Below are 26794 nucleotides of genomic sequence, written 5' to 3' on the forward strand. Positions count from 1 at the left end.
TCCCGCTTCTACCATAAAGGGGAAACAGTAAGGCTTCTTAGTCCGTCTTGCGAATCCCTTGCATAGAAGAGGTGACGAAAAATGAAAACGATATCGGAGTTGGAGCAGCGGTTAAGCGAGCCCTCAGACCGGCTGATTCGGGATCTGGCCCAACTGGACGGCGATGTGCTGATTCTTGGGGTCGGTGGAAAAATGGGCCCCAGCTTGGCGAAGCTGCTCGCCCGGGGCTTGGCCGCCGCAGGGAAGACCACGAAGGTCACCGGCGTGTCGCGGTTTTCTTCAGGAACGCTGCGGGAAGAGCTGGAGGCTGCCGGCATTCGCACCATTTCAGCGGACCTGCTGGATGAAACCGCGATGTCGCACTTGCCGGAGGCGCCAAATGTGATTTACATGGCTGGCCATAAGTTTGGAACGACCGGGCGCGAGTATTATACCTGGGCAATGAACGCTTATTTGCCAGGGCGGGTCGCGGAGAAGTTTAAGGCGTCGCGGATCGTCGCTTTCTCGTCCGGCAATATTTATCCGCTGACGGAGATCACGAAAGGCGGGGCTTCCGAAGAAACCGCGCCTGCGCCGATTGGTGAATACGCGCAATCCTGCTTGGGGCGGGAGCGGGTGTTTGAGTATTTTTCTCGTAAAAACGGTACTCCGCTGGTCAACTTCCGGCTGAATTATGCGATTGATATGCGTTACGGCATCTTGCTGGAGGTCGCCAAAGCGGTGAAGGAGCGGGAGCCCATCGACCTGAATATGGGCATGGTCAACGTCATTTGGCAGGGGGACGCCAATGAAATGGCGATTCGCTCGCTGCTCCATTGTGCTTCACCGCCGAAGACGATCAATGTCACCGGACCGGAGACCGTATCGATCCGTTGGCTGGCCGAACGGTTTGGCGAAGCCTTCGGGATCCAGCCGATATTCACCGGGGAGGAACAGCCGACCGCATTATTGAGCAATGCCTCCACCTCCCATGCTTTATGGGGGTATCCGCTAGTTTCCTTGAGACAAATGATGCATTGGACGGTCGAGTGGATTGAGGCCGGGGGCGCAACTTTAGGCAAACCTACGCATTTTCAGGAAAGGGGAGGGGTGTTCTGATGGGCAAGCAACCGCAGTTGAAACCTGAACTGAACCAGCTGCTGCATCGCGGAACCGTGATCCCCGCGCACCCGCTGGCGCTGGACGCGGCGCGCCGGTTGGATGAGCGGCGGCAACGCGCGTTAACGCGGTATTACATCGCCGCCGGCAGCGGCGGAATCGCGGTCGGTGTCCACTCGACGCAATTCCAGATCCGCGACCCTGAGATCGGCCTGTTTGAACCGGTGCTCCGCCTGGCCGCCGAGGAGGTGGATGCCGCCGGGCTTCAGCGCCCGTTCCTCAAGGTGGCGGGCATTTGCGGCCCAACCGACCAGGCCGTTCGCGAAGCCGAGCTGGCCGCCGGGCTCGGCTACGACCTGGGGCTGGTCAGCAACGGCGGGCTGGCGGACTACAGCGAAGCCGAGCTGCTCCGCCGTACGGAAGCGATCTCGGAGGTGCTTCCCGTCTGCGGCTTCTATTTGCAGCCGGCCGTGGGGGGAAGGCGGCTTAGCTTTGCGTTTTGGCGCGAACTGGCCGAGCTGCCGGGGGTGAAGGCGATCAAAATCGCCCCCTTTAACCGTTACCAAACGCTGGATGTGGTACGGGCGATTTGCGAATCCAGCCGCCGGGACGACATTGCCTTGTATACGGGGAATGACGATAACATCGTTGCCGATTTGCTGACGGTCTACCAATGCCGCACCGCCGCGGGGCAAACGGTGGAGAAGCGAATCGTTGGCGGCCTGCTGGGTCACTGGGCAGTGTGGACGTCCAAAGCGGTGGAGCTGCTAGAGGAAATCCTCGCTCTCCGTGAAAGCGGAGCCCCGATTCCTTCGGAGCTGCTAACCCGCGGCATCCGAATTACCGATGCGAATGCAGCTTTTTTTGATGCGGCGAACGGGTTTAAGGGCTGTCTTCCCGGCATTCATGAAGTGCTGCGGCGCCAAGGCTTGCTGTACGGGAGATGGTGCCTCGATCCGGAGGAAGAGCTGTCGCCGGGACAAATTGAAGAAATTGATCGCGTCTATCGCGCATATCCTGATCTTAATGATGATCAGTTTGTCCAAGCCGGGTTGCAGCAATGGCTGGGTCATTAACGTGTGTGGCTTGAGAGCGGTCAGGAACCCTTGGCCGAATGAGGAGACATGAGGGAGGCAAGCAGAATCCATGGCGCTTAAGAAGCAGGGAAGCTTGGAAACACGGCGTTTTTATTGGAATGAGGAGGATCGAACATTTATCGTGGATGCCTGCCGCAGGCATTGGCCGGAGGAAGTGGAGCAGGTGCTGCACCGGGCCAGGTTGGCTGCGCGGAACACGTTTATTTTCACCCATCGCTGGGATATGGAACGATGCGAAGAGGAAGTTACCTTCGAGAACGGGATCAATTGGTATTACCGGCATAACGAGGATTTGGAATGGCTGGTGATGCTGAACCGCGCGAGGTACATGGGCGAGCTGGGGCAAGCGTATTGGTTAACCGGCGATGAATCGTACGCTCTGGCGTATATTCGGCTGCTGAAGGATTGGATGACGCAGAATCCACTGACGGAAGACGAAGTGCGGGAAAGCGCGGACCTAAGCTATAACGTCAAGGACACTTGGCGGAAGCTGGACAGCGGCATCCGGATCACGCATTGGCTCAAGGGCTATTATTGTGTGCGCGGTTCGAAGCATTGGGGGGCGGAAGAGGAAGCGTTATTCCTCGAAGCGGTCCGACGTCACGGGATGTATCTGAACATCGCTTATACGCCGCATGACCGGCAAAGCAACTGGGGCTTTCTCGAAACGAACGGCTTATTTCAACTGGCGCTCTTGTTCCCTGAACTGGAGGAAGCAGCAAACTGGCTGCAAACAGCGATTGAACGACTGGCTGAAATGTGTCCGCTCCAAGTCTATGACGACGGCCTGCAAAATGAACAAAGCAGCATGTACCACCATGAGGTGCTGCATTGCTTATTTGAATCGGTGTGGCTTGCGGAGCTTAACGGCATTACGTTACCTTCAGTCCTGCGCGATACCTTAAACCGTATGTACACCGCCTCGCTGACGATCGTTCAGCCGGATGGACGCCAGCCGAATTTTAGCGACAGCGACAGTACGGATATCCGCGATGTACTGGCGCGAGGGGCGGTGCTGTACCGACGGAGGGATTTGAAGTCGCAAGCTTACGCTGTGCTGGATTACGAAGGGATCTGGTATTTCACGCAAAAAGGGTTCGAGCTTTACGAGCAACTTGAAGCTAAAGCGCCGGATTTCGTCTCCAAGGAGCTGGCGCAAAGCGGGTATGCCTTCATGCGCAGCGATTGGCATCGGGCGGCCCGTTACCTTTGGTTTGATAACGGGCATATGGATGTGATTCGGGCCCACGGTCATGACGATGCCCTGCACATCAGCCTATTTGCTTACGGCCGCGAGTTTCTGGTTGATCCGGGGCGTTGCACCTATATGGAGAACCGGGATCGTCAGTATTTTAAGGAATCGCTCCAGCATAATACGGTCTCTGTCGACGGGCAGACGATTTCGGACTATGTGGATTCCTGGAAGTGGAACAACGTCGCCCGTTCGCTGGGCCGCGTATGGCGGACCGCTCCGGAATACGATTATGCCCAAGGGGGCCATGACGGCTATTGGCGCTTGTCCCATCCGGTTCAAGTGCTGCGGCAAATCCTGTTCGTCAAGCCGGATTATTGGGTTGTCGTCGACACCTGCCGTTCCCATGGAGACGCGGAGCATGCGTATGCGCTACCCTTTCATTTGGCCGAAGGGCTTGAAGTGCGGTTTCAAGCCGATGGCCATCTCGTCATCGGAGACGCTGGCGACGGCGAGGGACCCGTGCTGCGAATTTTACCGGTTCACCCGGTGAAGATCGACGTGGAACCCAGCTGGATTTCCCGTAACTATAACGAAAGAACTCCGTCCTGCAGAGTGATCCTTCGCCAATCTGGCCAAGGGTTGACGCAGTTTGTTACGGTGTTATACCCTGCCCAGCGGCAGAGCGAGGTACCGCCGGTCATCCGTCTGCTGGACGTACGGGACAGCTACGGTAATACCGTTCCAAAGGAGTTGGCAACGGCCCTGTCGATTACGCATGGCGGCGGGGAGGATGCGGTGTTATTTTCGCACCAGGGTCCTCGAAGTTATCAATTTGCCGGCGTTCACCTCAGCGGCGATGTGCTGCTGGTACGCCGATCTAACGCGGCAGCATCCCCCATTGAATCGTATATCGTTAACGTCTAGCGTGCATGCGATTTTGGGGCGATTTAAGGACGTTGAACTCTAATTCGGCGTCCATTACTTTGAAGATAACCACAACACCACTCTCATCGACCTTCTTGAAAAAGCTTACACGGGGTGGAATAAGCAAGGGGGATGGAAATGGGACGTCTGGGTAGAAAGCGGAAAGGCATAGGGGCTATCGTCATATTGACGTTCATGTTGGTCGTATCGGCTTGTTCCGGAGGAGGGAACGGGGCTCCGTCCAGCAATGGCGGCGGTGAGGGACAACCGCAAAATCAACCGCAGGAGGCGGCCGACAAACCGGTGGAGCTGAGACTCGGCTATTATTCCTCGGCGCAAACCGATGCCAAGATGCAGGAGCTGATCGCCAAGTTTCAGGAGAAGCATCCGAATATTAAGATCAAGACGGAGTCTTCACCGTATAATCAGTTCTTCCAGAAGCTCGATACGCAAATCGCTGCCGAAAGCGCGCCCGACCTTTGGTTGTCCGACGGCGTGCTTGTCCCGAAATACGCAGAGCGTGGCGTGTTAAAGGACTTAACCGAATGGATTGAACGGGATTTGCAGAAGGACGACTATTACGGACTTGACTTCAACAAGGACGCGAACGGGAAATATTGGGGCGTCCCGCAGGGCATTCAAATCGCGGTTCTCTACTATAACAAGGACATGTTCGATGAAGCAAAAGTGGAGTACCCAACCGAAGACTGGACCTGGGACGATCTCAAAGCAGCGGCTGAGAAGCTGACCAAGGATTCGAGCGGCGTGTATGCGACCGATCCCGCTTTTGACAAAAACAAAGTGACGCAATACGGCCTAACGTTCTTCAGCATAACAGAAGGCTGGATGACGGTGCTGAAATCGTACGGAGGCGGCGTGTTGGACGAAACGTTGACGAAGTCGATCATCAATACCCCGGAGAACAAGCAAGCGATGGAATGGATCGTAGACGGCATGCAGCGTGAGCTGTTAACAACCCCTTCCGATTTAAAAAGCTTCCAGAGCAACATGGCCCCCTTCCCAAGCAAAGCGGCAGCGATGCGCATCGGGATTTACGCCCGCACGATCGACGCCAACGCGGCAGGGCTTAATTACGACGTGACCTTGCTGCCTAAGGGTCCGGAAGGCAAGCGGTTCTCCCCGGTAATCGCCAACTCCTGGGTCATCAATAAGAAGGCGGAAGGCGCCAAGGGCGAGGCAGCCTGGGAATGGGTGAAATATTGGGCGACCGAAGACGACGTACAAAAAGAATGGGCCAGCTTAGGCGAAGCGGTGCCGGTGAAAAAATCGGTGGCCAACTCTGAGCAATTCTTAAGCGGTAAGCCCGACAACAAGCAGGCGTTCCTGGACAGCTTCGAATTCGCCGGAACGCTGGACGTCAACGCGGTCTGGAGCGAATGGGTCGGCAAGTTTGGAGACAGCATCAACCGGGCTTTCGAAGGCGAGATCAGCGTCGACGAGGCGTTAACTCAGTCGGATAAGGATGTGCAGCAGGTGCTGGACGAATTTTATAAGAAATAAGGCCGGGTTGTACATTTCGATAAGAAAGCGTGATGAACATGGTTGAAAAATCGGTGGAACTTCGGACGGGAGACGTGACTCAGGTCGAGTCTCCTCCGATTCGCCGAAGACGAAGTCGCTTGCATAACGACGGCAAATGGGGGCTCCTGATGGTGACCCCCTATATCATTCATTTTCTCGTGTTTGTACTAGGTTCGCTGCTGGCCTCCTTGTATTTCAGCTTCTCCGAGTATGACATCCTGAATCCGCCGAAATGGACCGGATTGGACAACTACACCAAACTGCTGAACGAGCCGGTTTTCTGGAAAGCGCTGTGGAACACCGTCTATTTCACGATCTTGTTCGTGCCGCTACAAACCTTTTTCGCCCTCGTCCTGGCGGTGGCGTTAAACCAGAAGCTGCGGGCATTAAAGCTGTTCCGGCTGGCGCATTTTTTGCCGGTCATCTCCTCCTGGACGGTCATTATGTACGTATCGGATGCGGTGTTCAACCCGCGGTTTGGGTTTGCCAATTCACTGCTGCAATCGATCGGCCTAAGTCCGCAAAAATGGCTCCAGGACGAACATCTCGTCATTCCGCTGCTCGTGCTCATCGCGGTGTGGAAGGGCATCGGGTACATTATGGTGATCTATTTGGCCGGACTGCAAAACGTCTCCTCCGAGGTATACGAGGCGGCTGAAATCGACGGTGCGGGGACGATCCAGAAGTTTCGCAGGATTACGGTACCGCTCATTTCGAGCACCACCTTCCTTGTGCTGATCATGAGTACGATCTCAACGTTCCAGGCGTTTGAGCAAATCTACGTCATGACCGGCGGGGCGATGGACGCTTCGTCCGCAGGCGGGCCTAACAAAGCGAGCCTGGTGCTGATGATTTACTTGTATCAGGAGGGCTTCTCGTTCCTGCGCATGGGGTATGCTTCCGCCATCGCCTGGGTGCTGTTCGTGATCCTGTTCTTGCTGACGGTCGTCCAAATGACGCTGCAGAAAAAGTGGGTGCATTACGAATGAAGAAGAAAAAAATCGCCGGTTACATCGTCATCATTTGCAGCTCGCTGATTATGTTTTTGCCTTTTCTCACAACGGTGTTTAACTCCTTGAAAAGCTATGCCCAATACACCAAATTTCCGCCGGAATGGCTGCCTTCGCCGGTGCAGTGGAGCAATTATGCCGAAGTGTGGAAGCTCGGTTCGTTTGGCCAGTATACGATGAACAGTGTCATCATCACGGTGCTGTCGGTGATTGGCGCATTGATTTCCTGCTCCATGGTGGCGTTTGCGTTTGCCCGGCTCAAGTTTCCGTTCAAAAACACCCTGTTCCTCGTCGTTCTCGGTACGATGATGATTCCGCCGGTCGTACTGATCATTCCGCAATTCGTGATCTTCAAGTCGCTGCACTTGCTCGACACGTTGACGCCGCTCTGGCTCATCGAATGGTTGGCTCAGCCGTTTGGTATTTTTCTGATGCGGCAAGCCTTTCTGGGCATCCCCCGGGATTATGAGGAGTCGGCCCGGCTGGACGGCTGCAATCCGATGCAGATTTATTGGCGGATCTTTATACCGATGTGTAAGCCTACCTTCGCGACGCTGGCGGTATTTACATTTATGACAAAATGGAACGAGATTTTGTCCCCCGCCATCTTCTTAACCTCGAAGGAAAACTTTACGCTGCCGATTGGCATCTTGTCTATGGCCGGCCAATGGTCGGGTAATGAACAATATATGGTCGCCGCCGCGTTGATGAGTCTGATTCCGATCCTGCTCGTGTTCTTGTTTGCGGAGAAGTATTTTGTGCAAGGGAGCAATTCCGCGGGTATTAAATAAGGCAGCGGATTTCTGCCAAGGCAGCAATTCACGGAAAAGGAGGGAGCTTATGCGTTACCGGGTTGCATTGATCGGGGCTGGCGGCATTTCGCGCCATCATTTGGACGCGATCCGGCAGTTGGGGCCGGAGCGGCTGACCGCGGTGGCGGTGGCGGAGCCGGATGAGGCGAAGGGGCGGGTGGTGGCTACGGAATATGGCTTGAGATGGTACGACGACTATCGGGAGATGATCATTCAGGAACAGCCGGACATCGCCATTATTGCGTTGCCGCACCATCTGCACGAGGAATGTGCCGTCTTCTGCGCGGCAAACGGCAGCCATCTGCTGCTGGAGAAGCCGATGGCTTTAAGCTCGGCGTCCTGCGACGTCATTCTGAACGCGGTGAGGGAAGCGGGCGTCACATTGATGGTCGGGCACACGCAGCATTATTTGCCGGAGAACCGGCAAGCGAAAGCCTTAATCGGAAGCGGCCGGCTGGGCAAGCTGGTGGCGATTCACGACACCCGGCATAAAGCCTACTTCGAAGAGGACCGGCCGCGTTGGTTCCTGGAGAAGGAGAAGGCGGGCGGCGGCATCCTGATGAATTTGGGCGCCCACTCGATCGACAAAATCCAATGGCTCACCGGCAGCCGGGTGACCAAGGTTAAGGCGGTCCTAAGCTACGAAGCGCCGATCGGTAATGTGGAGGGCAGCGGTGTGGTCCTGGCGGAAACGGAAGGCGGCATCGGTGCAGTGATTGTTCAATCTGGCTATCCCGGTGTGGCGAAAGATGAGACGGAGCTGATTTTTACCGGCGGAATGGCCAGGCTGGTTTCGCACCAGGGACTATGGATCAGCCGTGATGGGCAATACGAGCCGGCAGAGGAATTCCAGGCTCAAGAGGCCGAAGAACCTTTTGCCGCACAGCTTGATGATCTGCTGGATACGATCGAGCATCACACCGAGCCGGAGTGCTCCGGCGAATACGCCAAGTCCGTGATTTCTGTTCTGGAGGCGGTGTACCGTTCGCAGGAGGAGGGGGCGGAGCAGGTTGTTAAATAACCCAAGAACCCCCGCGATGAAATTCAGCATCTGCTCCACCGGACTCAAAGGGATGATCCTCGAAAAAGTGCTGGAAGCAGCAACCCAGCTGCAGCTTCATGGCGTTGAGCTGTGGGACGGCCATATCGAGGCGTATCTGGACAGCGGCGGCTCGCTTGCGGAGTTAAGGCAGCAACTCACCGCGCACCAGCTTGAAGTACCGGCGATCAGCACGTATGCTGCTTTTTCCAAAAGCAAAGAAGATTGGGAGCAGGATCTCCAGCACATCCAAAGGGCAGCCCACTGGGCGGCAGAGCTGGACTGCCCAAGGGTTCGCACGTTCGCCGGACATCTGCCTTCCCGTGAGGCGAACTCTGCGTTATGGGAGCAAGTTCAATCCGGGTTGTGTGCGGCGTCGGAGGTTTGCGCGCAGTTTGGCATTCGCCTGGCCGTCGAAATGCACAACAATACGCTAGCTGATACGGAGGAGAGCCTCGCAGCACTGCTGGAGCTCGGGGGACCCTCGGTGGAGCTGATTTTCGACGGGTTTAATTTTTTCGTGGATCAGCTGGACCCGTTACCGGCGTTGCTGAAGTTCTATCCCCGAATCACGCACGTTCATGTCAAAAACTACAAATGGAACCACCACGACTGGGCTCAAAGCGTTCCCGTTCCCGTGCTGCAGGGAGACAGCGACCAGCGTACAATTCTGCAAAAGTTGGTGGAGCTGGAGTATGGCGGATTCGTCTCGTTTGAATATTTTGGCGATCAGGTCTTGGAGTTAACGCGGTTGTCCTATCTCGAAGTGGCAAATCAATTCTCCGGCGGAGGTGCAAAACGTCCGTGAATCTGAATGTCGCGGTAATCGGTCCAAGCGACCTGGTGGATAAGGTCGTAGAAGTGGGCAGCTTGTTTCAGGAGCTCACGATGATCCCGACTCCCTATTCGCATGAGCAGGAAACGTTAGGGGTTGTCGCCCGCGTTCGGGAGCAGGCGGACATCTTGTTATTTACGGGACCGATCCCCTATCATCTGGCGCTGGATCGTGAGCCTGGCGTTCCGATGCTGCATGTGCAATATTCCGGGACGGCGTTGTATAAGGTATTGTTTGATTTTTATCGGAGTCGCCTGTTCGATTTGGAGGAGGAAATACGCATCAGTGCGGACGTGCTCTTACTGCATGAACTGGAAGAGCAGCTCGGCGAGCTGGGGCTGATGCATCGGAAAATTTATGTCAAACCCTACAGTACCGGAATCCATCATGAAGATTTGGTCGCCTTTCACTATGATTTGTGGAGCCGCGGACTCGTTCATGCCACCGTCACTTGCCTCACTTCGGTATACCAGCAGCTAGTTGAGCTTGGCGTTCCGGCCTTTCGCGTCGTCCCTACGCAATCCGCGATTCGAGACGCCTTGAACCGGGCGTTACTTGAGGGGAAGAGCCTGCGGTTATCCAGCAACCAAATGGCCATCGGCATTTTGAGTATCGACCACTTTGAGCGGGTGGTGAAGGAGGCGGCTTCCGATTACGAAATTCAACGCAAAAAAATCATCCTCCAGCAAATCCTGATCGACTTTGGCGAAGAGACCCAATCCTTGATTAATTGGACGGACTCCAATGAGGTCTCCTTCATTACAACACGCGGAATCATTGAACAAGTGACCCGCAAATTTGAACAGGCCCCGCTGCTGCTGGAAGTGATGGAACGGCTGCAGTGGAAGGCGAGCATCGGGATCGGGTTAGGTCGAACGGCAAATGAGGCGGAAGGGAAGGCCCGCGAGGCGCTCCTGAAAGCCAAAACGAGCGGAGGCGGTAACTGCTTTCTGATGATGCAGGACGGGCAGGTCTACGGGCCAATGGGGTCGGAGCTGACGCTAAAATATTCGGCGCGCAGCGAAGATCCCGAACTGATCTCGATGGCCAAGAAGGCCGGGTTAAGTGTCGGGACGCTCAACCGCTTGATTTCCCTGTGTCGAAGGTTGGACAGCTCCACCTTAACCGCCGCCCAGCTGGCCGAAGGGTTTGGGATTACGCTGCGCAGTGCCCGGCGGATTATGGCCGCGCTGGAGAAATACGAACTGGCCACGATCGTTGGGGAGGAGCAGCCGGTGGGCCGCGGTCGTCCAAGGCAGATATATGCGCTGCATATCGACGGATTTTTTTGACGGGGCAAAAATAGGTGTTTCGACGGATAAAACGGGCGCTCGGTCGGCATACAATTGGGGATATACACGATGCAAAGGGGATGAAGCCGATGGACCGCCTGATACTGCCCGCCGTGCCCAACATCCGCCCCAGCGATGAGGCGCGAATCCGTCGCGACTACGAACGGTTCCGGCATACCGGTCTTCCGGACCGGGTTGAGGCATACCTGTTGGCGGAATATGGCATCGACGTATCCTCGAATTATGGACCGGCCCCGATCAAGAACCCGTTTGGGAAAGCCGCCGGTCAGCTGTCGCTGAATGATTCCCAAGTCCGTACCGATGCGCAGACGGGCTTGGGGTTTGTCGTCCTTAAGACGGTGATCGCGGAAAACGGACAAGGCCAGCGTTCGATGGAGGCTTGGGCCATCAAGGATACACGGATGAAGGTGGAGCCCATCGTAGGGAAGGAAACGGGCGAAACCGGTTGGAACGTGACCTGGAACGGACGAGGTTGGCATGGGACTTTTGCAGAATACTTGCGCTTTGTCTCCGCCTCCCTGCAAATTGGACGGGAATGGGGAACCGTTGTCGTGCCCTCCTGCAAATATCATTTGCCGGCAGGGGACGACGATTTCGCGTTGGAGGAATATCACTACAGCACGCAGAGCTTGGCTCAGGTATGGCAGCAAGCCGGAGAAGCGGGGCCGCTTCAATTGGAAAAAGATTTTAGCCCAACCCTGGCCGGCTCGGACCGGGCGATGCAGCAGGAGGCAATTCTGCGGTGGTATCGCGAGGTGCCTAAGCTGATCCGATCGGCTTTGCCGCCGGGCGAAATTCTGCTGGGCATCAAGCTGATGAATACGGTGTTTGATGATGACTTCCAGCTTCAAACGATCCGGACGTTGATTGAGGAAGGCGAGGCTCGGCCGGATTACCTGATTTATGCCAACCGATTATATGACCGCACGCGTCTGGATTCCGGGGGAGGCGGGGCTGCCTACGGCGGGCCCGATCTAAGCCGGCGGAATCTGTGCATGCTATCCCGATTACGCAGGCTGGAGCTGCAAGGAAAACTATCAGCTCCGGTTCCGGTCATTTCGGGGACAGGGGATGTTCGCTCCGGCAAGATGGCCTTGGAATACGCGCTGCGCGGTGCGACAAGCTTGCAGATGCACACCTTATTCCAACTCCCCTCCAGCGCGTATGGCATGACCCGCGGGAGCAAGACGCAGCGGGCGTTGCATGAGCTGTATTTTCATCCGGAGAACGGGTTGGTGACTTGGATGCTTCATTTAAGAGAGACCGGGGAGATCGGATATCGGGAAGGAATCGCTGCTTTCCGCGACGTGACCACCTGGTATCAAAAACAGGGACGTGATTTCTTCCTAAGGGGGATGATTCATGAACGCCAATGTTAATGAGGTTAGACAAGCCCTGGAATGGGGGCTTATACCCGCCGTTCCGGTGCCGCGAAACCGCGAGGGGCGAATTCACCTGCAGGCGCAGGAAGCTTACGCCGGGTATCTTGCGGAGCAATCGATTGCCGGGGTGGCCGTTTGGGCACATACAGGACGCGGCTTACATATGGAACGTTTCGAGCGAATGGCGGTGTTGAAGCAGTGGAAATCCGCGCTTGGAGCGTCTAAGCTGCTGGTTGCCGGCGTTGGCGCGCTTACCGATCCCCGGCGGCTGGGCTCTGCGAAGATCAGCCAATGGCAGCAGGACAGCTTGGCCATGGCAGCCGATGCGATCCAGGGGGGAGCGGATGCGCTGCTTGTTTTTCCGCCTTCGCTGTTCCGGGAGCTCCCGGACGCAGAACAGGATGAAGCTATCGTAGAATATCATCGCGAATTATCGAGGTTAGGCGTCCCGCTCATTTTATTTTATTTGTATGACGAGGCCGGGGGGATTGGCTATTCCGCTGAGGTATTGCGGGCCTTGCTGTCTCTGGACATGACGGCAGGAATCAAACTGGCGACGCTCGACAGCGTCATGACGCTGCAGGACGTATCCGCGCTAATGTCTGAAGAGTTCCCGGAGCAGCTGCTGCTCACAGGGGAGGACCGGATGTTTGGCTACTCCTTGATGCGAGGGGCTCGCGGCGCTTTAGTGGGGTTGGGTGCTGCATATCCGAACATCCAGCATGATTTGATGCAGGCGTATGCATCGGGGGACTTCGAGCGGTTTATGGAGTTATCCGCCCGGGTGGACGGCTATGCGGAACGAACGTTTTTCCGCCCGATGGATAAGTATATTTTGCGCATGCTTTGGTGTCTCGTATTGTCCGGTGTGATCCCGGAGGAGGCGGCAAATGACCTCGCCGGATACGAGATGACCCGGCAAGAGATCACCTCTCTTCACCGGGCCATTCAAAGGTATCGGTTGTATTAAACCATGCCTGCGGTTAGTCCTGCGGCCAAACGGCGGTGATGTAGCGGTCTAGGTCATAGGCCGAAGCCCAGTAGTAGCCGGGGGCCACGATCCGCTGCGGCAGAAACCCAACTTCCCCGGACGGGAAGGACAGCGCCTCGGACGAACCGCTGGCGATGCCGTCCGCATCGGTCACCATTTCGATGTAGCGGCCTCCGCTCTGCGTAAACCGTCCGTAAACCGTGGCAGGCACGCCTTCGCCGGTTTCCAGATCGACAACTTGCAGTTGGACGACGGCCCGTGTGCCGTCATAGGTCACGTTCATTCCGCCAACGATCATCGGCCGCAGATCGGTATAGGAGGCTGCCGTCGTGGCGGATACCGCCGGCGTGGTGGCCGGCCCGATATTGCCGCTGATGTCCGCGGACGCGACCTTATAGTAATAAGTTGTATTCGGCAGCAACCCCGTGTCCATATACGTCAAATTGCGGGAGCTTCCGGCCACATGGGCCTCATCCGGCGTAAAGTCCGGTTCCGTTCCGCGATAAATCAAATAATGCTCGATGTCGGAATTGTCCGTCGCCCGCCCGTAGCTTAATTGTATCGTGTGGTCGTCAATGCTTGTGACCAGCGGCGGACCCGGCAGGGCAGAAGGCGGCTCCGTATCTGCGGGATCCACGCGCCACAGGTAGCCGCCCGGGCCCCAGATGGATGGCAGCCAGCGGATCGAGTCGTAGTGATGCATGGCGATGCCGGCGAAGGCGGGATCGTCCTGGAACGCCGCATACACCTTATCCAGCTCGGCCTCCATATACGTGCGCCCTTCTTCGCGGAACGTGATCGTTTCCGGATCACCGCTGTTTGCGATATCCAGCGTTTCCACGCCAATGACCACCGAATTGGGCTTGCCGATGGCATTGGCGTAGCTGAGCTCGCCTTGCGCTTGGGCAATGATGCCGACTCCGCCATCCGCTACGTCGCGATAGTCCATAATCGAGATATAATCGCTGAGATCCTGAACATGCTCGGAGAGCCATTTGGTTTGCCCGTTCCATGTAATCTCTTTGGCGCCTTCGCTGCTGTCAAACCAGCGGGGAATCGCCGGGCCAAAGGGCAGGCCAATGCCGGCGGTGTTCCGGCGATCGATCATTTTTTGCAGCACATCCAGGTATTGCAGTTGAACGGAAGGCTTCTCCGCATTAAACTCCGGCAGGATGTACGGTTCGATATCTACGTTAACGCCATCAAAGCGTTCTTCTGGCGCAGCAGCGATATTGTAATTGATGATTCTCTCAATTTCTCGTACGGCATGTTCATGAAACGGCGACAAAGCTCCCATGTAGGGCGGCGTCGTGCCGCCGGCGATGCAGGCGTGCACCTGATAGCCGTTATCATGGGCCCAGCGTACAAAATCGCGTACCTTGTCGGGGGACTCTTCAAGGATATCCACCCCGCCGTAAGGGAACACGCCGATATAGAAGGTTGTGATGGGGTCGGAATCAAACGTCGCCGTGTCGTCGGCAAGGGCTTTGAGCGCGGATCGGGAGCCGGGGTTCAGAAAGAGGTTGTAGGCAGCTTTTTCCCAGATCCACATCGCTCGATCTTGTCTTTCCAGCGTGATTGGCTCGTGGGTTCCTTTGCCTGTGGAGGCATAGACGGTCATACTGCGGCCGATATTGCCATATTCGTCGGTAGCTCGGGCTTCCAGACTGGAGGTTTTGTCGCCGAGCCCTTTCGTATTCCAGACATATTTGTAGACGTTTCCGGTCTTTTTCGCGGGTTGCCAGACTCCGCCGTTCATCCTCACTTCAACCGATCGGATGCGGTTTCTGGAATTGACGCTGACTTGAATTGAGGTGGAGTTTCCTTTCAGCTTCGCCCCGTCAAGCGGGTTCGTGATCGTGACGTGAGGTTTTGCGATCTGGGGATTATCGACGTGGACTGTAATGGGCTGACTCGATACCCCGTATCGGGTTGTGCTTTGGGTCCCTCTGGCCAGCAACGTAATCTCGCCATCATACCGGCTGGTATCCAGTTCAGCAACCCATACGCCCGAGGCCTCGCCTTGTTCGCTGTTGATCCGGGTTGGCAGTTGATCGGTGCCATTGACGATCAGGACGATGTTGTACGCCTCCGTGTATTGGCCTGATACGGTGAGCGTTCCTACTTCCACTTCATCTCCGTGGGCAGGGGTGTCAATCGTTACGAGGGAAGCAGCTGAGACCGTTGGTAGGGAGCCAAGCGGATAAAGCGGAAGTAGAGAAGCGATGCAAAGAGCGGCGAACAGCTTAACAAACCTTTTTTGCTTAGCAAATAACGCAAACATCTTGATCTCCTCACTTCCTTCTTTAAAATGATGAGACATTTTTTACCATTGTAAACGCTTTACAAATAAGTGAATAGTTCCGTAAATCGTCCGAAAAAGAAGGCTTGTCCAGTTCACAACAGAGAGGTTGCCGCAGAAGAACAGAAAGACGCCTCTATTCACGAGGCGCTTCATGATTAGTAATTTCAATTCGCTTGCTATTCTTTGATTCTCCTAAAAATAAGCAAAAACGAAGAATAGAAAAAAACTCACACAGATTAAGGAGGTGCTATATTTTAGGAGAAGTAAATGATTTAGCAAGTTCCACTCCACGCCCCAACGATCTGCTCCATCACTTGAACGTTTCCGGGACCGAACGATGCGATACCGGGGGAGCTTTTCAACTTTAGACTCCATGATGTTCCTTCCTAATAAAGGATTGATCTATTCCTCCCGAATCTAACATGAACTAAAATGATTTACCTCAAAAAGATTAATTTTCAACATTCGACAATTTCCCCGCACGAGAGTGTGTATAATTTCGTTAAGAGAAAACAAGCCCAGGGTTTGCAGAACAGGGAGGACACCAATGAATCCAACGATATTTCAAGAAACCATCCGCTCCAAACAGGAATCCATGCGCTATGCGGGTACCTAATGAACTGGTAAACCATAAAGCGGTCCCGCGCTTAGATGATCATATCCGCGATTTTATCTCAAAGTCCCCATTGCTATTTATGGCGACGAGTGATGCTGCGGGCAATTGCGATGTTTCTCCGCGAGGGGATGAGGCTGGCTTCGTATTGGTCTTGGACGACCAGCATTTGGTCATTCCTGAACGGCCGGGTACAAACGGTTTGACTCTTTGGACAATATTTTGGAAAACCCGCAGATTGGGCTGATCTTTGTCATCCCCGGGTTGAAAGAAACGTTGCGCATTAATGGACGTGCATGCATCGTCAAGGATCCGAAGCTGATGGAGCGAATGAAAGCCAAAAACAAGGTGCCGTTACTTGGAATTGGCGTGCAGGTCGAGGAATGTTACATCCATTGTGCCAAAGCATTCATGAGATCGCAGGTATGGGAGACAAACACGTGGTTATTGAAGGATGCTTTGCCAAACCCGGCAGCGATTCTGGCTGAACATACGAAGAAGCTGGGCAAATCGCAACAGGAAATTGAACAATCGTTGCAGGACAGCTATAAGAACCGGTTGTATTGATCAAGTCATGCTTTCACGAACCAGATGAAGGGAGCGGTAATGACATGTCGATGAATCAGACCGATACATGGAAAGGGAAATCGAAAACAACAAGATCACGAATCCGTCCCTGCCGTTGGGCCGCTTGCTTGCTTCCTTTATCCATTGTGCTGTCCATTAGTGTAACGGGGTGTAGATTCACCGATCTTTCTGAAAGCCCCTCTCCGTCTGGCGATGGGCGGGATCGTCCTGTGGTTAGCATCGTCATCTCCAACCTCGGCATGACCTTCCCCGAAGGCATGGACGAGAACGATAACCGCTATTTGAACTATATCGAAGAGCAAACCGGCCTGGACGTCCAGGTCAATACGCCCCCCACCGAGGTCTATGATGAGAAATTGGATGTCATCATGTCCTCGGGGAATCTCCCCGACATGCTGCACGCCTATGAGCCTGTATGGTTCGACAATTATGTCAAGCAAGGGGCGCTCCTGCCGTTGGATGATCTTATTGATCAGTACGGCCCCCACCTGAAAGCGAAAATCCCCTCTGAAGTATGGGACAGAGTGAAATACGGCGGCAAAATTTATGCCGTTCCCAGCTTAAATGAAGTGACGGGCATCGAATTGATGTACGCGCGAAAAGATTGGTTGGACCGGCTGGGCCTGGATCCGCCGAACTCGCTGGATGAGTATTACGAGGTGATTCGTGCCTTTGCTCAGGACGACCCGGACGGCAACGGTCTGCAGGATACCGTGGGTTTGACGTTCACGGCCAACCTTGGACGGTCCTCACCGTTTTTTGGCGCCTTCGGAACGCAGCTGGATACCTGGTTTGAACGGGACGGACGGTTAGTATATGGCAATATCCTGCCGGAAACGAAGGAAGCGCTTGGCTTTCTGGCCCGGTTGTATCAAGAAGGATTGCTGGAACGGGAGTTTCCGTTAAACCTTCAGACGAACCTGTCTGAGAAGATCGAGTACGGGAAGGTGGGGCTGTTCTCCGCAACCTGGTACGATACACGCGGCCCGATTGCGGCCAATATGAAACGCGACCCGAACGCCCGCTGGATTCCCTTAGAATATCCGACAGGACCAAAGGGGGACAAAGGGGTATACGGGATCGATGTCATCCGTGGATACAACGTGATCCCTGCCAGTTCGCCGCATGCGGCTGAGGTCATTCAACTGCTGGACTTTATCGCCAGCGATTATAAAACGTTGAAGCTTGGCTTTGAGAATGAAATTTGGCGGCGGGAAGGGGATCGGATTGTGACGGACTTCGCTCTGCATGACGAGAGTCTGTACCGCGGGATCTATCAGTCCTTGGTGGACGTTCCCGATGAGACGTTGTTTAAGCAGCGGCTGGATTCTCTGGGGGATTTTAACCTGTATAACAATATCCAGACCATCCACCGCAATATTATGCCGAACGCGTTTTACGGAATTCCGACCCCAGCCATGGGAAAATACAACGAAAATCTAAATCGATTGGGGGACGTATTTGTCAAAATTATTTTAGGCATCGAACCGTTGGATGCGTTCGACCGGTATGTCGAGCAGTGGAAGGCGGCAGGAGGGAGTGAAATTACGAAAGAAGTGAATCGCTGGTACGAAAGCGAGAACAGGAGATAAGGCAAGCTTCTCGGCTTGGAAGGGGGAATACGGTGATTCGATGGATTGTGAACCGGTTTTCGCACCATATTCAATTCCGGTTGACCGGATATTTTATTCTCATTTTGCTTCCGCTGGTCTTGATCAGTCTGTTTGCGGTGGAGCGGTCGCGGGATATTCTCTATGATCAGGCGGTGCAGCGGACCGAAACGGCCCTCTCCTCGGCAATGAACCATTTCGACTTGGTCTTTCAGAACGTCGAGGAGATTTCGACGCTGATCGCCGGCGACCCGGCAATGAATGCGCTGCTGAACGAAAGCGGCAGCGATTTTTCGCCGCAATCCATCTTGGCGTTCTCTTCCATTTTGGAACAGTTGTCGAATTCGGTCTCAGTGAACCGGTATATCTCACAAATTTCCGTCTATCATCCCGCCTCGGGGATGCTGATCTCCACCCATTACGGAGGCAAGCAACTGGCCGGGGACGCGCAGAAGGAATGGTTTGTGGAAACTGCCCGCCGCAACGGGACAGGGATTTCTTACGTTAAGGCCGATTATGCCGTGACGGACGAAGTGACCTTTGGGCAATTAACGAACTCCGACAGTATCTCGCTGCTAAGAGCGATGGATTTGTATAACAGCAATCGGCAAGCCAATTTATTGGTCGTGTCGTTCAGCAAGAACAAATTATTAAACATTATTAAAACGCTGCTGCCTTCCGAAAACAGCCGGATCGTCCTGTCGAATGAACGGGGGGAAGTGCTGCTGGAAGCGGGCAAGCCTTCGGCGATGCATCTGCCGGATCAGGATATGACCGTCACCATCGATTCCTCCTATTCGCCCTGGCAGCTGACATTGGTTCAGCCAAAAAGCGAGCTGTACCGGGAGACGGATCAACTGCGGCTGTTTACTTTTTCAATTATTGGGCTGAGCTTAATTCTGGCACTGATCGTTTCCTGGGTGGTTTATAGCGGAATTGCCTCCCCCGTACTGAAATTGGCCAAGGGGATGAGGCGCTTAAGTAACGGCGAGCTTAACGCACATGTCCGCACGAACCGGAAGGATGAATTCGGTTTTTTGATTCAATCTTTTAATCGCATGGCCCTGGTACAGAAGCATTTAATCGAGGACCATTACGAGCAGCAACTGCGGCTGAAAACAACCGAACTCCGGTTTCTGCAGTCGCAGATCAACCCGCATTTTTTATATAACACGCTGGATTCGATTTACTGGATGGCTAAGAATTACGATGCGGAGGAAATCAGTGAGATGGTAATGAATCTCTCCAGCTTTTTCCGGCTGAGCCTGAACAAAGGACGGCAGGAGTTTACGGTCGAGGAGAGCATCGCTCACTTGAACTATTATTTACGGATTCAGCAGCTTCGCTTCATGGATAACTTCCAAGTGGAATACCGGATTTCGGAGCAAAGCAAGCGGATTCCGCTGCTCAAGCTGCTGCTGCAGCCGATTGTGGAGAATGCCATCATCCATGGGATGGAGGGAAAGGAAGTGGGCGGTTATTTAGTTATCTCCAGTTGGGTGGAACAGGAGCATACGCTTCACATCCGCGTGGAGGACAATGGGCCGGGGATTGAGGAAGAACGGCTTCGCTACATTCAACAGGAGCTTGACCGGATGGATCTCCGCAAGATCGTGGCCTATTCACAGGATGAAGAGCAGGTGAAAGATTTATTTGGCCTGCGGAATGTGCTGAGCCGGATGAAGCTGTACTACGGACCGGAGGCACGGCTGACCGTACAAAGCGCTCCGGGGGAAGGAACAACCGTTACGTTATCGATTCCATTAAAGGAGGGACAGGATGAATCTGATGATCGTGGAGGACGAGCCCCGGCTGCGGCAAGCGCTAGCCTATAATATCATGTGGGAGTCGCACGGGATCGACATGATTGGTACCGCAGCAAACGGTTTGGATGCGCTTAGGCTCATGGAGCGCAAGAAGCCGGATCTCATGCTGATCGACGTGCAAATGCCGGGCATGGACGGATTGGAGTTATTGCGGGAGCTTAAAGGTCGGGGCATACTCAACCGGTTGATGAAAATCATTATTTTAAGCGGACACGACAATTTTGAATTTGCCCAGATTGCGCTTAAGCATGGGGTTTCACGGTATTTACTGAAGCCGGCAGGCGAGGCGGAGATCTTGGAAGCGGTCTTGGATGCCAGACGCCAGCTGCAACAGGATCTCGAAGAGTGGCGGCGGCAGGCCGCTTTGGAGAAGCAGTGGTGGTCCAACCTGCCGCATTTGCAAAATCTGTTCTTCCTTCAGTGGGCGGGCGGCAAGATGGGACGGGAGGAAATTCTGGCGAAAAGCCATGAACTGCACGTTCCGCTGCATCGGGAGGATCGGATTGCGGTTGCGGCGGTGGAACTGGACCCTTCCCCGAAGGAGGAAGAGACGACGGAAATTCAGAAGTTTACACTCCAGCTGCTGGCCAAGGAGCTGCTAACTCCACCGGATTGGTGGATCGCCGCCAACTCAGACATGAATCTGATGATGGTCTACGTGATTGGCCCCGAGGCCGATGCGAGCGAAGCGTTGCTGCGCATGAATGCGGACTTGTCCCAGCTGCTCTCGCGAACCAAGGAAGTGCTGCAACGGACTGCCAGTGCGGGCCTTAGTGCGGCGGTTGGTCCGTTGGAGGACCTGTCATCCTTGTACCGGCAGGCTTGTCATGCCCTGCAGGAGCGAGTTGTGTACGGGCATGACTTAGTGATCCCATATCGTGAAACCGCCGGGGAGACCGTTCGGCCTTTTGCGATCGAGCCCCATCTGGAGAAGGAGCTGGAGATCGGGCTGGAGACCGCAGATGAGTCCAAGGCGATGACAGCTTTGCAGGGGATATGGGATGCGCTGGTTTCGAGAATGGCGTCCTCGGACGATTTTCACGAGGCGGTGCTTTTTGTGCTTGGCTTGTTTGCCCGGATGATTCAAAAGCGGGGGTGGACGACCAAGCAGGTGCTTGGCGACGAGGCGAAGTATATCCAGAATGTGAGTCTGCTGAGCACCCAAACGCAAACTTGGGCGCTGCTGACGAGAATCGTGCAACGCATCATAGCCTACGTGAAGGAGCAGCGGAAAGCGAGCAGCCACCAGGTGGTGAAGGAGGTCCTTCGTCTGGTGAACGAGGAAATGGATCAGGAACTGACACTGCACATGGTAGCGGATCGCATATATATCAACTCCTCTTACCTCAGCCGGCTGTTCAAGCAGGAGATGGGAGTAGCCTTTTCAGATTACGTCCTCGAGCGCAAGATGGAGCGAGCCAAGGCGCTGCTGCAGGAAGGGCACAAGGTCTATGATGCCGCGCGTTCAGTGGGTTACCGGGATGTCAGTTACTTCACCAAGGTGTTCCGCAAGTACTGGGGAGTAAACCCCGGGGAGTGTAAGGGTTAGTTTAGGTTAAGCTTCGGCTTGGCCCGACTCCGGGCTGTGCCTGGCTTGGGGCGGGGGATGTGTGGTGCTGGGTACCAGTTGTTAGAAGTCTGATGCAAGGGCGGTGGCAGGATGTTGGGGACCACTTGGTGCGTGGAGCTGCTGTTGGGTACGTAAATGTGGTGTGGTGCTGGTGGTTAGGTGCTGGGTGTTTCGGGTTCGCGACAGTAGTTCAGTTCTAACGCTTGTGAGTAACGCTATTTGGGTCTTTTCGACGTGGTTTGAAATCTAACGCTGATCAGAAAGCTTATTTCTTGATTTTCGGCGGAACAGAGGCGGTTTTCCGTGAATAAGCTCTCTGGCAAGCGTTAGAAACTGAACTCCCCCGATTTTCCCGAAATAAGCGCCGTGACAAGCGTTAGCGAGACATGAGCACGGAGAGAGCTTACCGGGCAGCTGGCTGTGTCGGACCTGGGTAGGAAATGAGCACGGAGCGAGCTTACCGAAACAGCTGTATTTCAGGTCTGCAACCGCAGTTTCAGTTCTAACGCTTGTGAGCAACGCTATTTGGGTCTTTTCGACGTGGTTTGAAATCTAACGCTGATCAGAAAGCTTATTTCCCGATTTTCGGCGGAACAGGGGCGGTTTTTCCGTGAATAAGCTCTCTGGCAAGCGTTAGAAACTGAACCCCCCCGATTTTCCCGAAATAAGCACCAGGGCAAGCGTTAGCGAGATATGAACACGCAGGGAGCATGCCGACGCTGGGCAGAAACAGCTGACAAGTGTGCTTAACTCTTACGTTACGTCATAGATAATAATTCACCCTAAGTAGACCGATTCAGATTTTGAAGTTCATAGGTTTACTTTATGTAATTGGCTCAAGATAGATTACTTCTTTGCCCTGTTGGGTAGCATAATCAATTTCTCTTCTTGTGCTTTCACCAATGTATCCATTGACATTGATCACGAAGATTTCGTCTGACATATCGATTTTGTGATAGTGAAGATATTCAAAGAGTTTAACTTGTTCTTCGGTTACTTCGATATTATCGCTTTGCTCGAAAAAACCAAGACTAAGTACAATTCTGCCTTTTAGGGTCAAATTAGCTTCTGCCTCACGGAATTGTTTTTTGAACTTTGTTGAACCACATAAAGTCACTACGATTGGTTTATTATGTTGCGAAAAATCGTTCATACAGGTCCCCTTATTCATAATATTCTTTCGGAATTCGAGTTACTGACTTTTATTGCTTTCACTTACAAATCCGATGAGCGAATCAAATACTAGATTTTCTTTACGAGGCTATTATGTATAACCTAGGCCAAACCGTGAAATTAAATATATGCTCCACACTAATGGAAGCCGCAAGGCTTCTTTTTTTTTGCCCATGAAAGACTCAGAAGCCATCATTTTACCACAAATAGTAATTGAACTCTCCTATTCAGCCCGCCGGTCGGATTTTACAATATGTTCACAAGATGGTCACAAGTGGACGATGGAGAGCGAAAGGGGGCAAGCGGATGCAAGTAAAGACCAGAGCCGGGGTGGAATCGACCCAAACCAAAACACCTCAAGTGAAGCGAAGCTATTGGAGGCGGTTAGGACTTGACATCCGGAAGGAATGGGATCTCTATCTCATGCTCGTGCCGGGCATTTTGTTTATTTTGCTGTTTAAGTATACACCAATGTACGGAATTACGATCGCCTTCAAGGATTTTAATATTTTCAGCGGTTTTGCAGACAGCCCTTGGGTAGGGTGGAAGCATTTCGAGCGGCTGTTTACGTCGCCGGATTTTGCCCAAGTATTCAGAAATACGGTCATCATCAGCTTTCTGAAGATTGTCGTCTTGTTTCCATTACCTATCGTGGTTGCTCTGATGCTCAATGAGATGCGAAATATGATCTTCAAGCGGACGGTGCAAACCGTGATCTATCTGCCTCATTTCCTGTCTTGGGTGATCGTTGGCGGGTTGTTTATGGATTTACTATCGACGAACGGAGGGATTGTCAACAAGGCGCTAACTGCGATGGGGATGGAACCGATCGCTTTCTTTCTGGACAACAGCGTGTTTCGCAGCGTCCTGATCACTTCGGCGGGCTGGAAGGAAACCGGCTGGAGTACGATCGTCTATCTGGCGGCGTTCACCACCATCGATCCGATGCTCTATGAAGCCGCAAGGATGGATGGAGCCGGCAGATGGAAGCAACTGTGGCATATTACCCTGCCGGGGATCGCGCCGGTCATCATCCTGATGTTTATCTTGCGGCTCGGCAGCGTGCTGGAAGCCGGAACGGAACAGATCTTGGTGATGTACAATCCTGTGGTCTATCAGGTGTCAGATGTCATCGGCACGTATGTGTACCGCCGAGGGCTGGGCAGTCAGGATTACAGCTTTTCCACGGCGGTAGGGCTGTTTGAGGCAGTGATCTCCTTCACGCTGGTCATTGCAGGGAACGCAGCCAGCCGCAAATATCTGCAGCGCGGGATTTGGTAGGAAAGGGGGAGCCCATGACATGGATCATAAACAGGCCTTAGAAGGATTGCAGCCGCGCGGTGTGATCAAAACCTCGTTTTCCGAAAAATGTTTTACCGTTTTTAATTACGTTTTCTTTATTCTGTTGGGCCTGACGACCTTGCTTCCGTTCGTCAATTTGCTTGCCAAGTCCTTAAGCAGCGAAAGCGCCGTGATCTCAGGAAGAGTGGGGTTGCTGCCGGTAGGGCTTCAATTTGAGACATATCACTATGTGCTTCAAGACTCCATGTTTCTCAATTCGCTCAAGGTGTCCGTCGCCCTGACGGTGATCGGGACAGCATGCAGTTTGTTTCTGACGACGCTCACGGCTTATCCCTTGTCTAAAGTACGGCTGCGCGGACGAAAAGGGATCTTGTTGATTTTCGTTTTTACCATGTTGTTCAGCGGCGGGTTAATTCCCACCTACCTGCTGATGCAGAACCTGAACCTGGTCAATTCCTTTCCCGTCTTATTCCTCCCGGCGATGGTAAACGTCTACAACATGCTGATTATTAAAAACTACTTTGAAGGCCTTCCGGAAGAACTGGAGGAATCGGCCAAACTGGACGGGGCGGGGAATATCCGGATTCTCATGTCGGTCATGCTCCCCTTGTCGCTGCCGGTGCTTGCTACGATTGGATTGTTTTTTGCCGTGGCGTTCTGGAACGACTACTTCACCGCCATGATCTACATCAGCGATCCGGCCATTAAGCCGATGCAGCTGTATTTGAAGGAGCTGCTCGTCTCCTCCAGCGGGGACTTCCTGAAAGATAACATCGATGCGGCCATTAACACTACCCCGCAGTCGATCCAAGCTTCTTCCATTTTGCTGGCGACCATTCCGATTCTGCTCGTGTATCCTTTCTTGCAAAAATACTTCGTTAAAGGCGTGCTGGTTGGTTCAGTGAAAGGCTGAGGCGGCATGGATCGGTTAAGGCTGCATCTGAAGGGAGGTGATGTGCTCCGCTTGCAGTAGAACCCCAGTAGAAACCCAAAATCAACCGATTTGAAGGAGGGTATATATGAATTTAAAAATGAAAAAAACGTCAGTGGTACTTACCGCCATCTTTGGCTTTGCCCTGGTGCTGTCCGGTTGCGGCGGCGGAGGAGGAACGTCAGAGCCTGATGCGACTGAGCCTTCGGGGGGGACGACCAACGCATCAACAGAAGGAAATAACAGCGGGGGAAGCACAGACAAACCGGATTTGCGGATGATCATGCAATACGGGTTGTTTGATCCGAAGACCGAATACGTGGCGAAATACATCGAGGAACGAACCGGGTTTCATGTGGAATACGAATTGCTGCCGGCGGAGAACGCCGATGAGAAGCTGAACTTGATGGTATCCAGTAAAGAAAATTATGACATCGCCAAGCTGAATGCCGCCCAGTTCTACAATCTGGCTTCGGCGGGGGCGCTCGAGCCGATGGATGAGCTGCTGGAGGCCCATGGGAACTATATTACACAGTCGATCAAGCCCGAGTCTTTCGCCAGCGCCACGATCAACGGGAAGATTTACGGGATTCCCGAAACTGGTGCGGGCGTGAGCATCGGTGAAGAGCTGGTCGTTCGCCAGGATTGGCTGGATGAGCTGGGCTTGTCCATCCCAACGAACCGCGATGAACTCTACACGGTGCTCAAGACGATCAAGGAGAAGAAAAATGTCATCCCGCTGACGATGAGCAAGGACTCCATTTACGGCGATATTGCGGCCACCTTTGGCGTGCTTACCGATTGGAAGGAAGTCGACGGCAAGCTGGTGCACCGGGCGGAACAGCCGGAGATGAAAGAATACATTACCTTCATGAACAAATTGTATAAGGAAGGATTATTGGACACCGAAACACCGCTGAATACCGCTCAGGAATCGATCGAGAAGTTTTCCGGCGGCAAAGCAGCGATGTATAAGTTGGCGTGGTGGAATGCGGGATCTGCGATCGCGGCGTTGCAGAAGAACTTCCCTGAGGCCAAGACGTCGATCGTTCCTTATCTGAAAGGACCGGACGGAAAAGCTGTCGTTGGCGCAAAAGCAAATGTGACGTGGTACATCGGCATTCTGAAATCCTCCAAGCATAAAGAAGCGGCGATGGATTTCCTGAATGCGAAGCTGGAGCCGGAGACTTTCAAAGGGATCGCGCTTGGTCAAGAAGGGGTTCATTATGAAGTGAAGGACGACAAATATTACCCGATTCTCCCGATCTTTAATGAACAGTTAAACAATGCGAGCAACTTCCTGACCGGCGTGGACGAAGAGAAATATCCGATCTACTGGCAAGCCCGCGTGCGGAAGGATCCGGTGCTTCAGGCACATTTTGAAGCGTTCCAGAAAAATGCGGAAGGTCTGGTTGTCGTAGACCCGATGTCTACCGCGCCGCCAATTGAAGCCGTGTCCAAAAATCTGCTGAAGCTGACGACCATGCTAGATGATAATGTGCTGCAGTTTATTTCCGGTGCGAAGCCGATTGAGCAATACGACCAATTCCTGGCGCAATGGAGAGCGGAAGGCGGAGCCGACATGGTTGCTGCGGCGAACGAATGGTTCCAGTCAACGAAATAAGCCATCCTCGGATA

General features: G+C 53.8%; 21 protein-coding genes. 19 read left to right on the top strand and 2 right to left on the bottom strand.

Features of this window, described 5'->3' with window-relative positions:
• The first annotated feature begins 81 nt into the window (after positions 1–81).
• The 11 genes from NSQ80_RS08145 to NSQ80_RS08195 all read left to right on the top strand — a co-directional run bounded on the left by NSQ80_RS08145 (position 82) and on the right by NSQ80_RS08195 (position 13217).
• Positions 82–1098 (top strand): NAD(P)-dependent oxidoreductase, encoded by a 1017-nt coding sequence (locus NSQ80_RS08145; RefSeq protein WP_260071285.1) that lies wholly within the window; start codon positions 82–84, stop codon positions 1096–1098.
• Complete coding sequence (locus tag NSQ80_RS08150) at positions 1098–2174, top strand: dihydrodipicolinate synthase family protein (RefSeq protein ID WP_339302025.1); 1077 nt, start codon at positions 1098–1100, stop codon at positions 2172–2174. The genes NSQ80_RS08145 and NSQ80_RS08150 overlap by 1 nt, the downstream gene beginning before the upstream one ends.
• A gap of 70 nt (positions 2175–2244) precedes the next feature.
• Entirely contained in the window at positions 2245–4314 is a 2070-nt protein-coding gene (locus NSQ80_RS08155; RefSeq protein ID WP_339302026.1) for an alginate lyase family protein, read from the top strand.
• A 138-nt stretch (positions 4315–4452) separates the two neighbouring features.
• Positions 4453–5835 (top strand): sugar ABC transporter substrate-binding protein, encoded by a 1383-nt coding sequence (locus tag NSQ80_RS08160; RefSeq protein WP_260071282.1) that lies wholly within the window; start codon positions 4453–4455, stop codon positions 5833–5835.
• Between the two features lie 38 nt (positions 5836–5873).
• The gene (locus NSQ80_RS08165) at positions 5874–6845 is read left to right on the top strand and encodes a sugar ABC transporter permease (RefSeq protein ID WP_260071281.1); all 972 of its coding nucleotides are present in this window, start codon (positions 5874–5876) and stop codon (positions 6843–6845) included.
• Positions 6842–7657 carry a carbohydrate ABC transporter permease gene (locus tag NSQ80_RS08170; RefSeq protein WP_260071280.1) on the top strand — a complete coding sequence of 272 codons (816 nt, stop codon included), beginning with the start codon at positions 6842–6844 and terminating at the stop codon, positions 7655–7657. Before NSQ80_RS08165 ends, NSQ80_RS08170 begins: the two co-directional genes overlap by 4 nt.
• A 49-nt stretch (positions 7658–7706) precedes the next feature.
• Complete coding sequence (locus NSQ80_RS08175; RefSeq protein ID WP_339302027.1) at positions 7707–8699, top strand: Gfo/Idh/MocA family oxidoreductase; 993 nt, start codon at positions 7707–7709, stop codon at positions 8697–8699.
• Positions 8689–9525: a sugar phosphate isomerase/epimerase family protein gene (locus NSQ80_RS08180; RefSeq protein WP_260071278.1), complete on the top strand. Its 837-nt coding sequence runs from the start codon at positions 8689–8691 to the stop codon at positions 9523–9525. Before NSQ80_RS08175 ends, NSQ80_RS08180 begins: the two co-directional genes overlap by 11 nt.
• Complete coding sequence (locus tag NSQ80_RS08185) at positions 9522–10844, top strand: transcriptional regulator (RefSeq protein WP_260071277.1); 1323 nt, start codon at positions 9522–9524, stop codon at positions 10842–10844. Before NSQ80_RS08180 ends, NSQ80_RS08185 begins: the two co-directional genes overlap by 4 nt.
• A gap of 89 nt (positions 10845–10933) precedes the next feature.
• Positions 10934–12244, top strand: coding sequence for a hypothetical protein (locus NSQ80_RS08190; RefSeq protein WP_339302028.1), 1311 nt, complete (start codon positions 10934–10936; stop codon positions 12242–12244).
• The gene (locus NSQ80_RS08195; RefSeq protein ID WP_339302029.1) at positions 12228–13217 is read left to right on the top strand and encodes a dihydrodipicolinate synthase family protein; all 990 of its coding nucleotides are present in this window, start codon (positions 12228–12230) and stop codon (positions 13215–13217) included. The genes NSQ80_RS08190 and NSQ80_RS08195 overlap by 17 nt, the downstream gene beginning before the upstream one ends.
• Before the next feature lie 13 nt (positions 13218–13230).
• Here NSQ80_RS08195 and NSQ80_RS08200 read toward each other — a convergent pair whose 3' ends face one another.
• The gene (locus NSQ80_RS08200; RefSeq protein WP_339302030.1) at positions 13231–15522 is read right to left on the bottom strand and encodes an Ig-like domain-containing protein; all 2292 of its coding nucleotides are present in this window, start codon (positions 15520–15522) and stop codon (positions 13231–13233) included.
• A gap of 716 nt (positions 15523–16238) precedes the next feature.
• Here NSQ80_RS08200 and NSQ80_RS08205 point away from each other — a divergent pair.
• From NSQ80_RS08205 to NSQ80_RS08225, 5 genes are read left to right on the top strand one after another with little or no spacing between them, the layout of a single operon-like run.
• Positions 16239–16403 (top strand): hypothetical protein, encoded by a 165-nt coding sequence (locus NSQ80_RS08205; protein WP_339302166.1) that lies wholly within the window; start codon positions 16239–16241, stop codon positions 16401–16403.
• Positions 16367–16723, top strand: a complete 357-nt coding sequence (locus NSQ80_RS08210; RefSeq protein WP_339302031.1) for a pyridoxamine 5'-phosphate oxidase family protein — start codon at positions 16367–16369, stop codon at positions 16721–16723. The genes NSQ80_RS08205 and NSQ80_RS08210 overlap by 37 nt, the downstream gene beginning before the upstream one ends.
• A 44-nt stretch (positions 16724–16767) precedes the next feature.
• Entirely contained in the window at positions 16768–18336 is a 1569-nt protein-coding gene (locus NSQ80_RS08215; RefSeq protein ID WP_260071416.1) for an extracellular solute-binding protein, read from the top strand.
• Positions 18337–18368: 32 nt separating this feature from the next.
• On the top strand, positions 18369–20189 hold the full coding sequence (locus NSQ80_RS08220; RefSeq protein ID WP_339302032.1) for a sensor histidine kinase: 1821 nt from the start codon (positions 18369–18371) through the stop codon (positions 20187–20189).
• Positions 20134–21729 carry a response regulator gene (locus NSQ80_RS08225; protein ID WP_339302033.1) on the top strand — a complete coding sequence of 532 codons (1596 nt, stop codon included), beginning with the start codon at positions 20134–20136 and terminating at the stop codon, positions 21727–21729. The genes NSQ80_RS08220 and NSQ80_RS08225 overlap by 56 nt, the downstream gene beginning before the upstream one ends.
• A gap of 844 nt (positions 21730–22573) precedes the next feature.
• Here NSQ80_RS08225 and NSQ80_RS08230 read toward each other — a convergent pair.
• Positions 22574–22903: a hypothetical protein gene (locus NSQ80_RS08230; protein ID WP_009222869.1), complete on the bottom strand. Its 330-nt coding sequence runs from the start codon at positions 22901–22903 to the stop codon at positions 22574–22576.
• A gap of 326 nt (positions 22904–23229) precedes the next feature.
• On the opposite strand from NSQ80_RS08230, the gene NSQ80_RS08235 reads away from it, so the two are divergent.
• The 3 genes from NSQ80_RS08235 (at position 23230) to NSQ80_RS08245 (ending at position 26780) form a co-directional block, all read left to right on the top strand.
• Positions 23230–24204 (top strand): ABC transporter permease subunit, encoded by a 975-nt coding sequence (locus NSQ80_RS08235; protein ID WP_339302034.1) that lies wholly within the window; start codon positions 23230–23232, stop codon positions 24202–24204.
• Between the two features lie 19 nt (positions 24205–24223).
• Entirely contained in the window at positions 24224–25138 is a 915-nt protein-coding gene (locus NSQ80_RS08240; protein ID WP_339302035.1) for a carbohydrate ABC transporter permease, read from the top strand.
• A gap of 106 nt (positions 25139–25244) precedes the next feature.
• A complete protein-coding gene (locus NSQ80_RS08245) occupies positions 25245–26780 on the top strand; it encodes an extracellular solute-binding protein (protein ID WP_260071411.1) in 1536 nt (511 codons plus the stop codon).
• The last annotated feature ends 14 nt before the right edge of the window (positions 26781–26794 follow it).

This window comes from Paenibacillus sp. FSL K6-2441 (genome assembly GCF_037964765.1).
In the GTDB taxonomy this organism is placed as follows: Bacteria; Bacillota; Bacilli; order Paenibacillales; family Paenibacillaceae; genus Fontibacillus; species Fontibacillus phoenicis.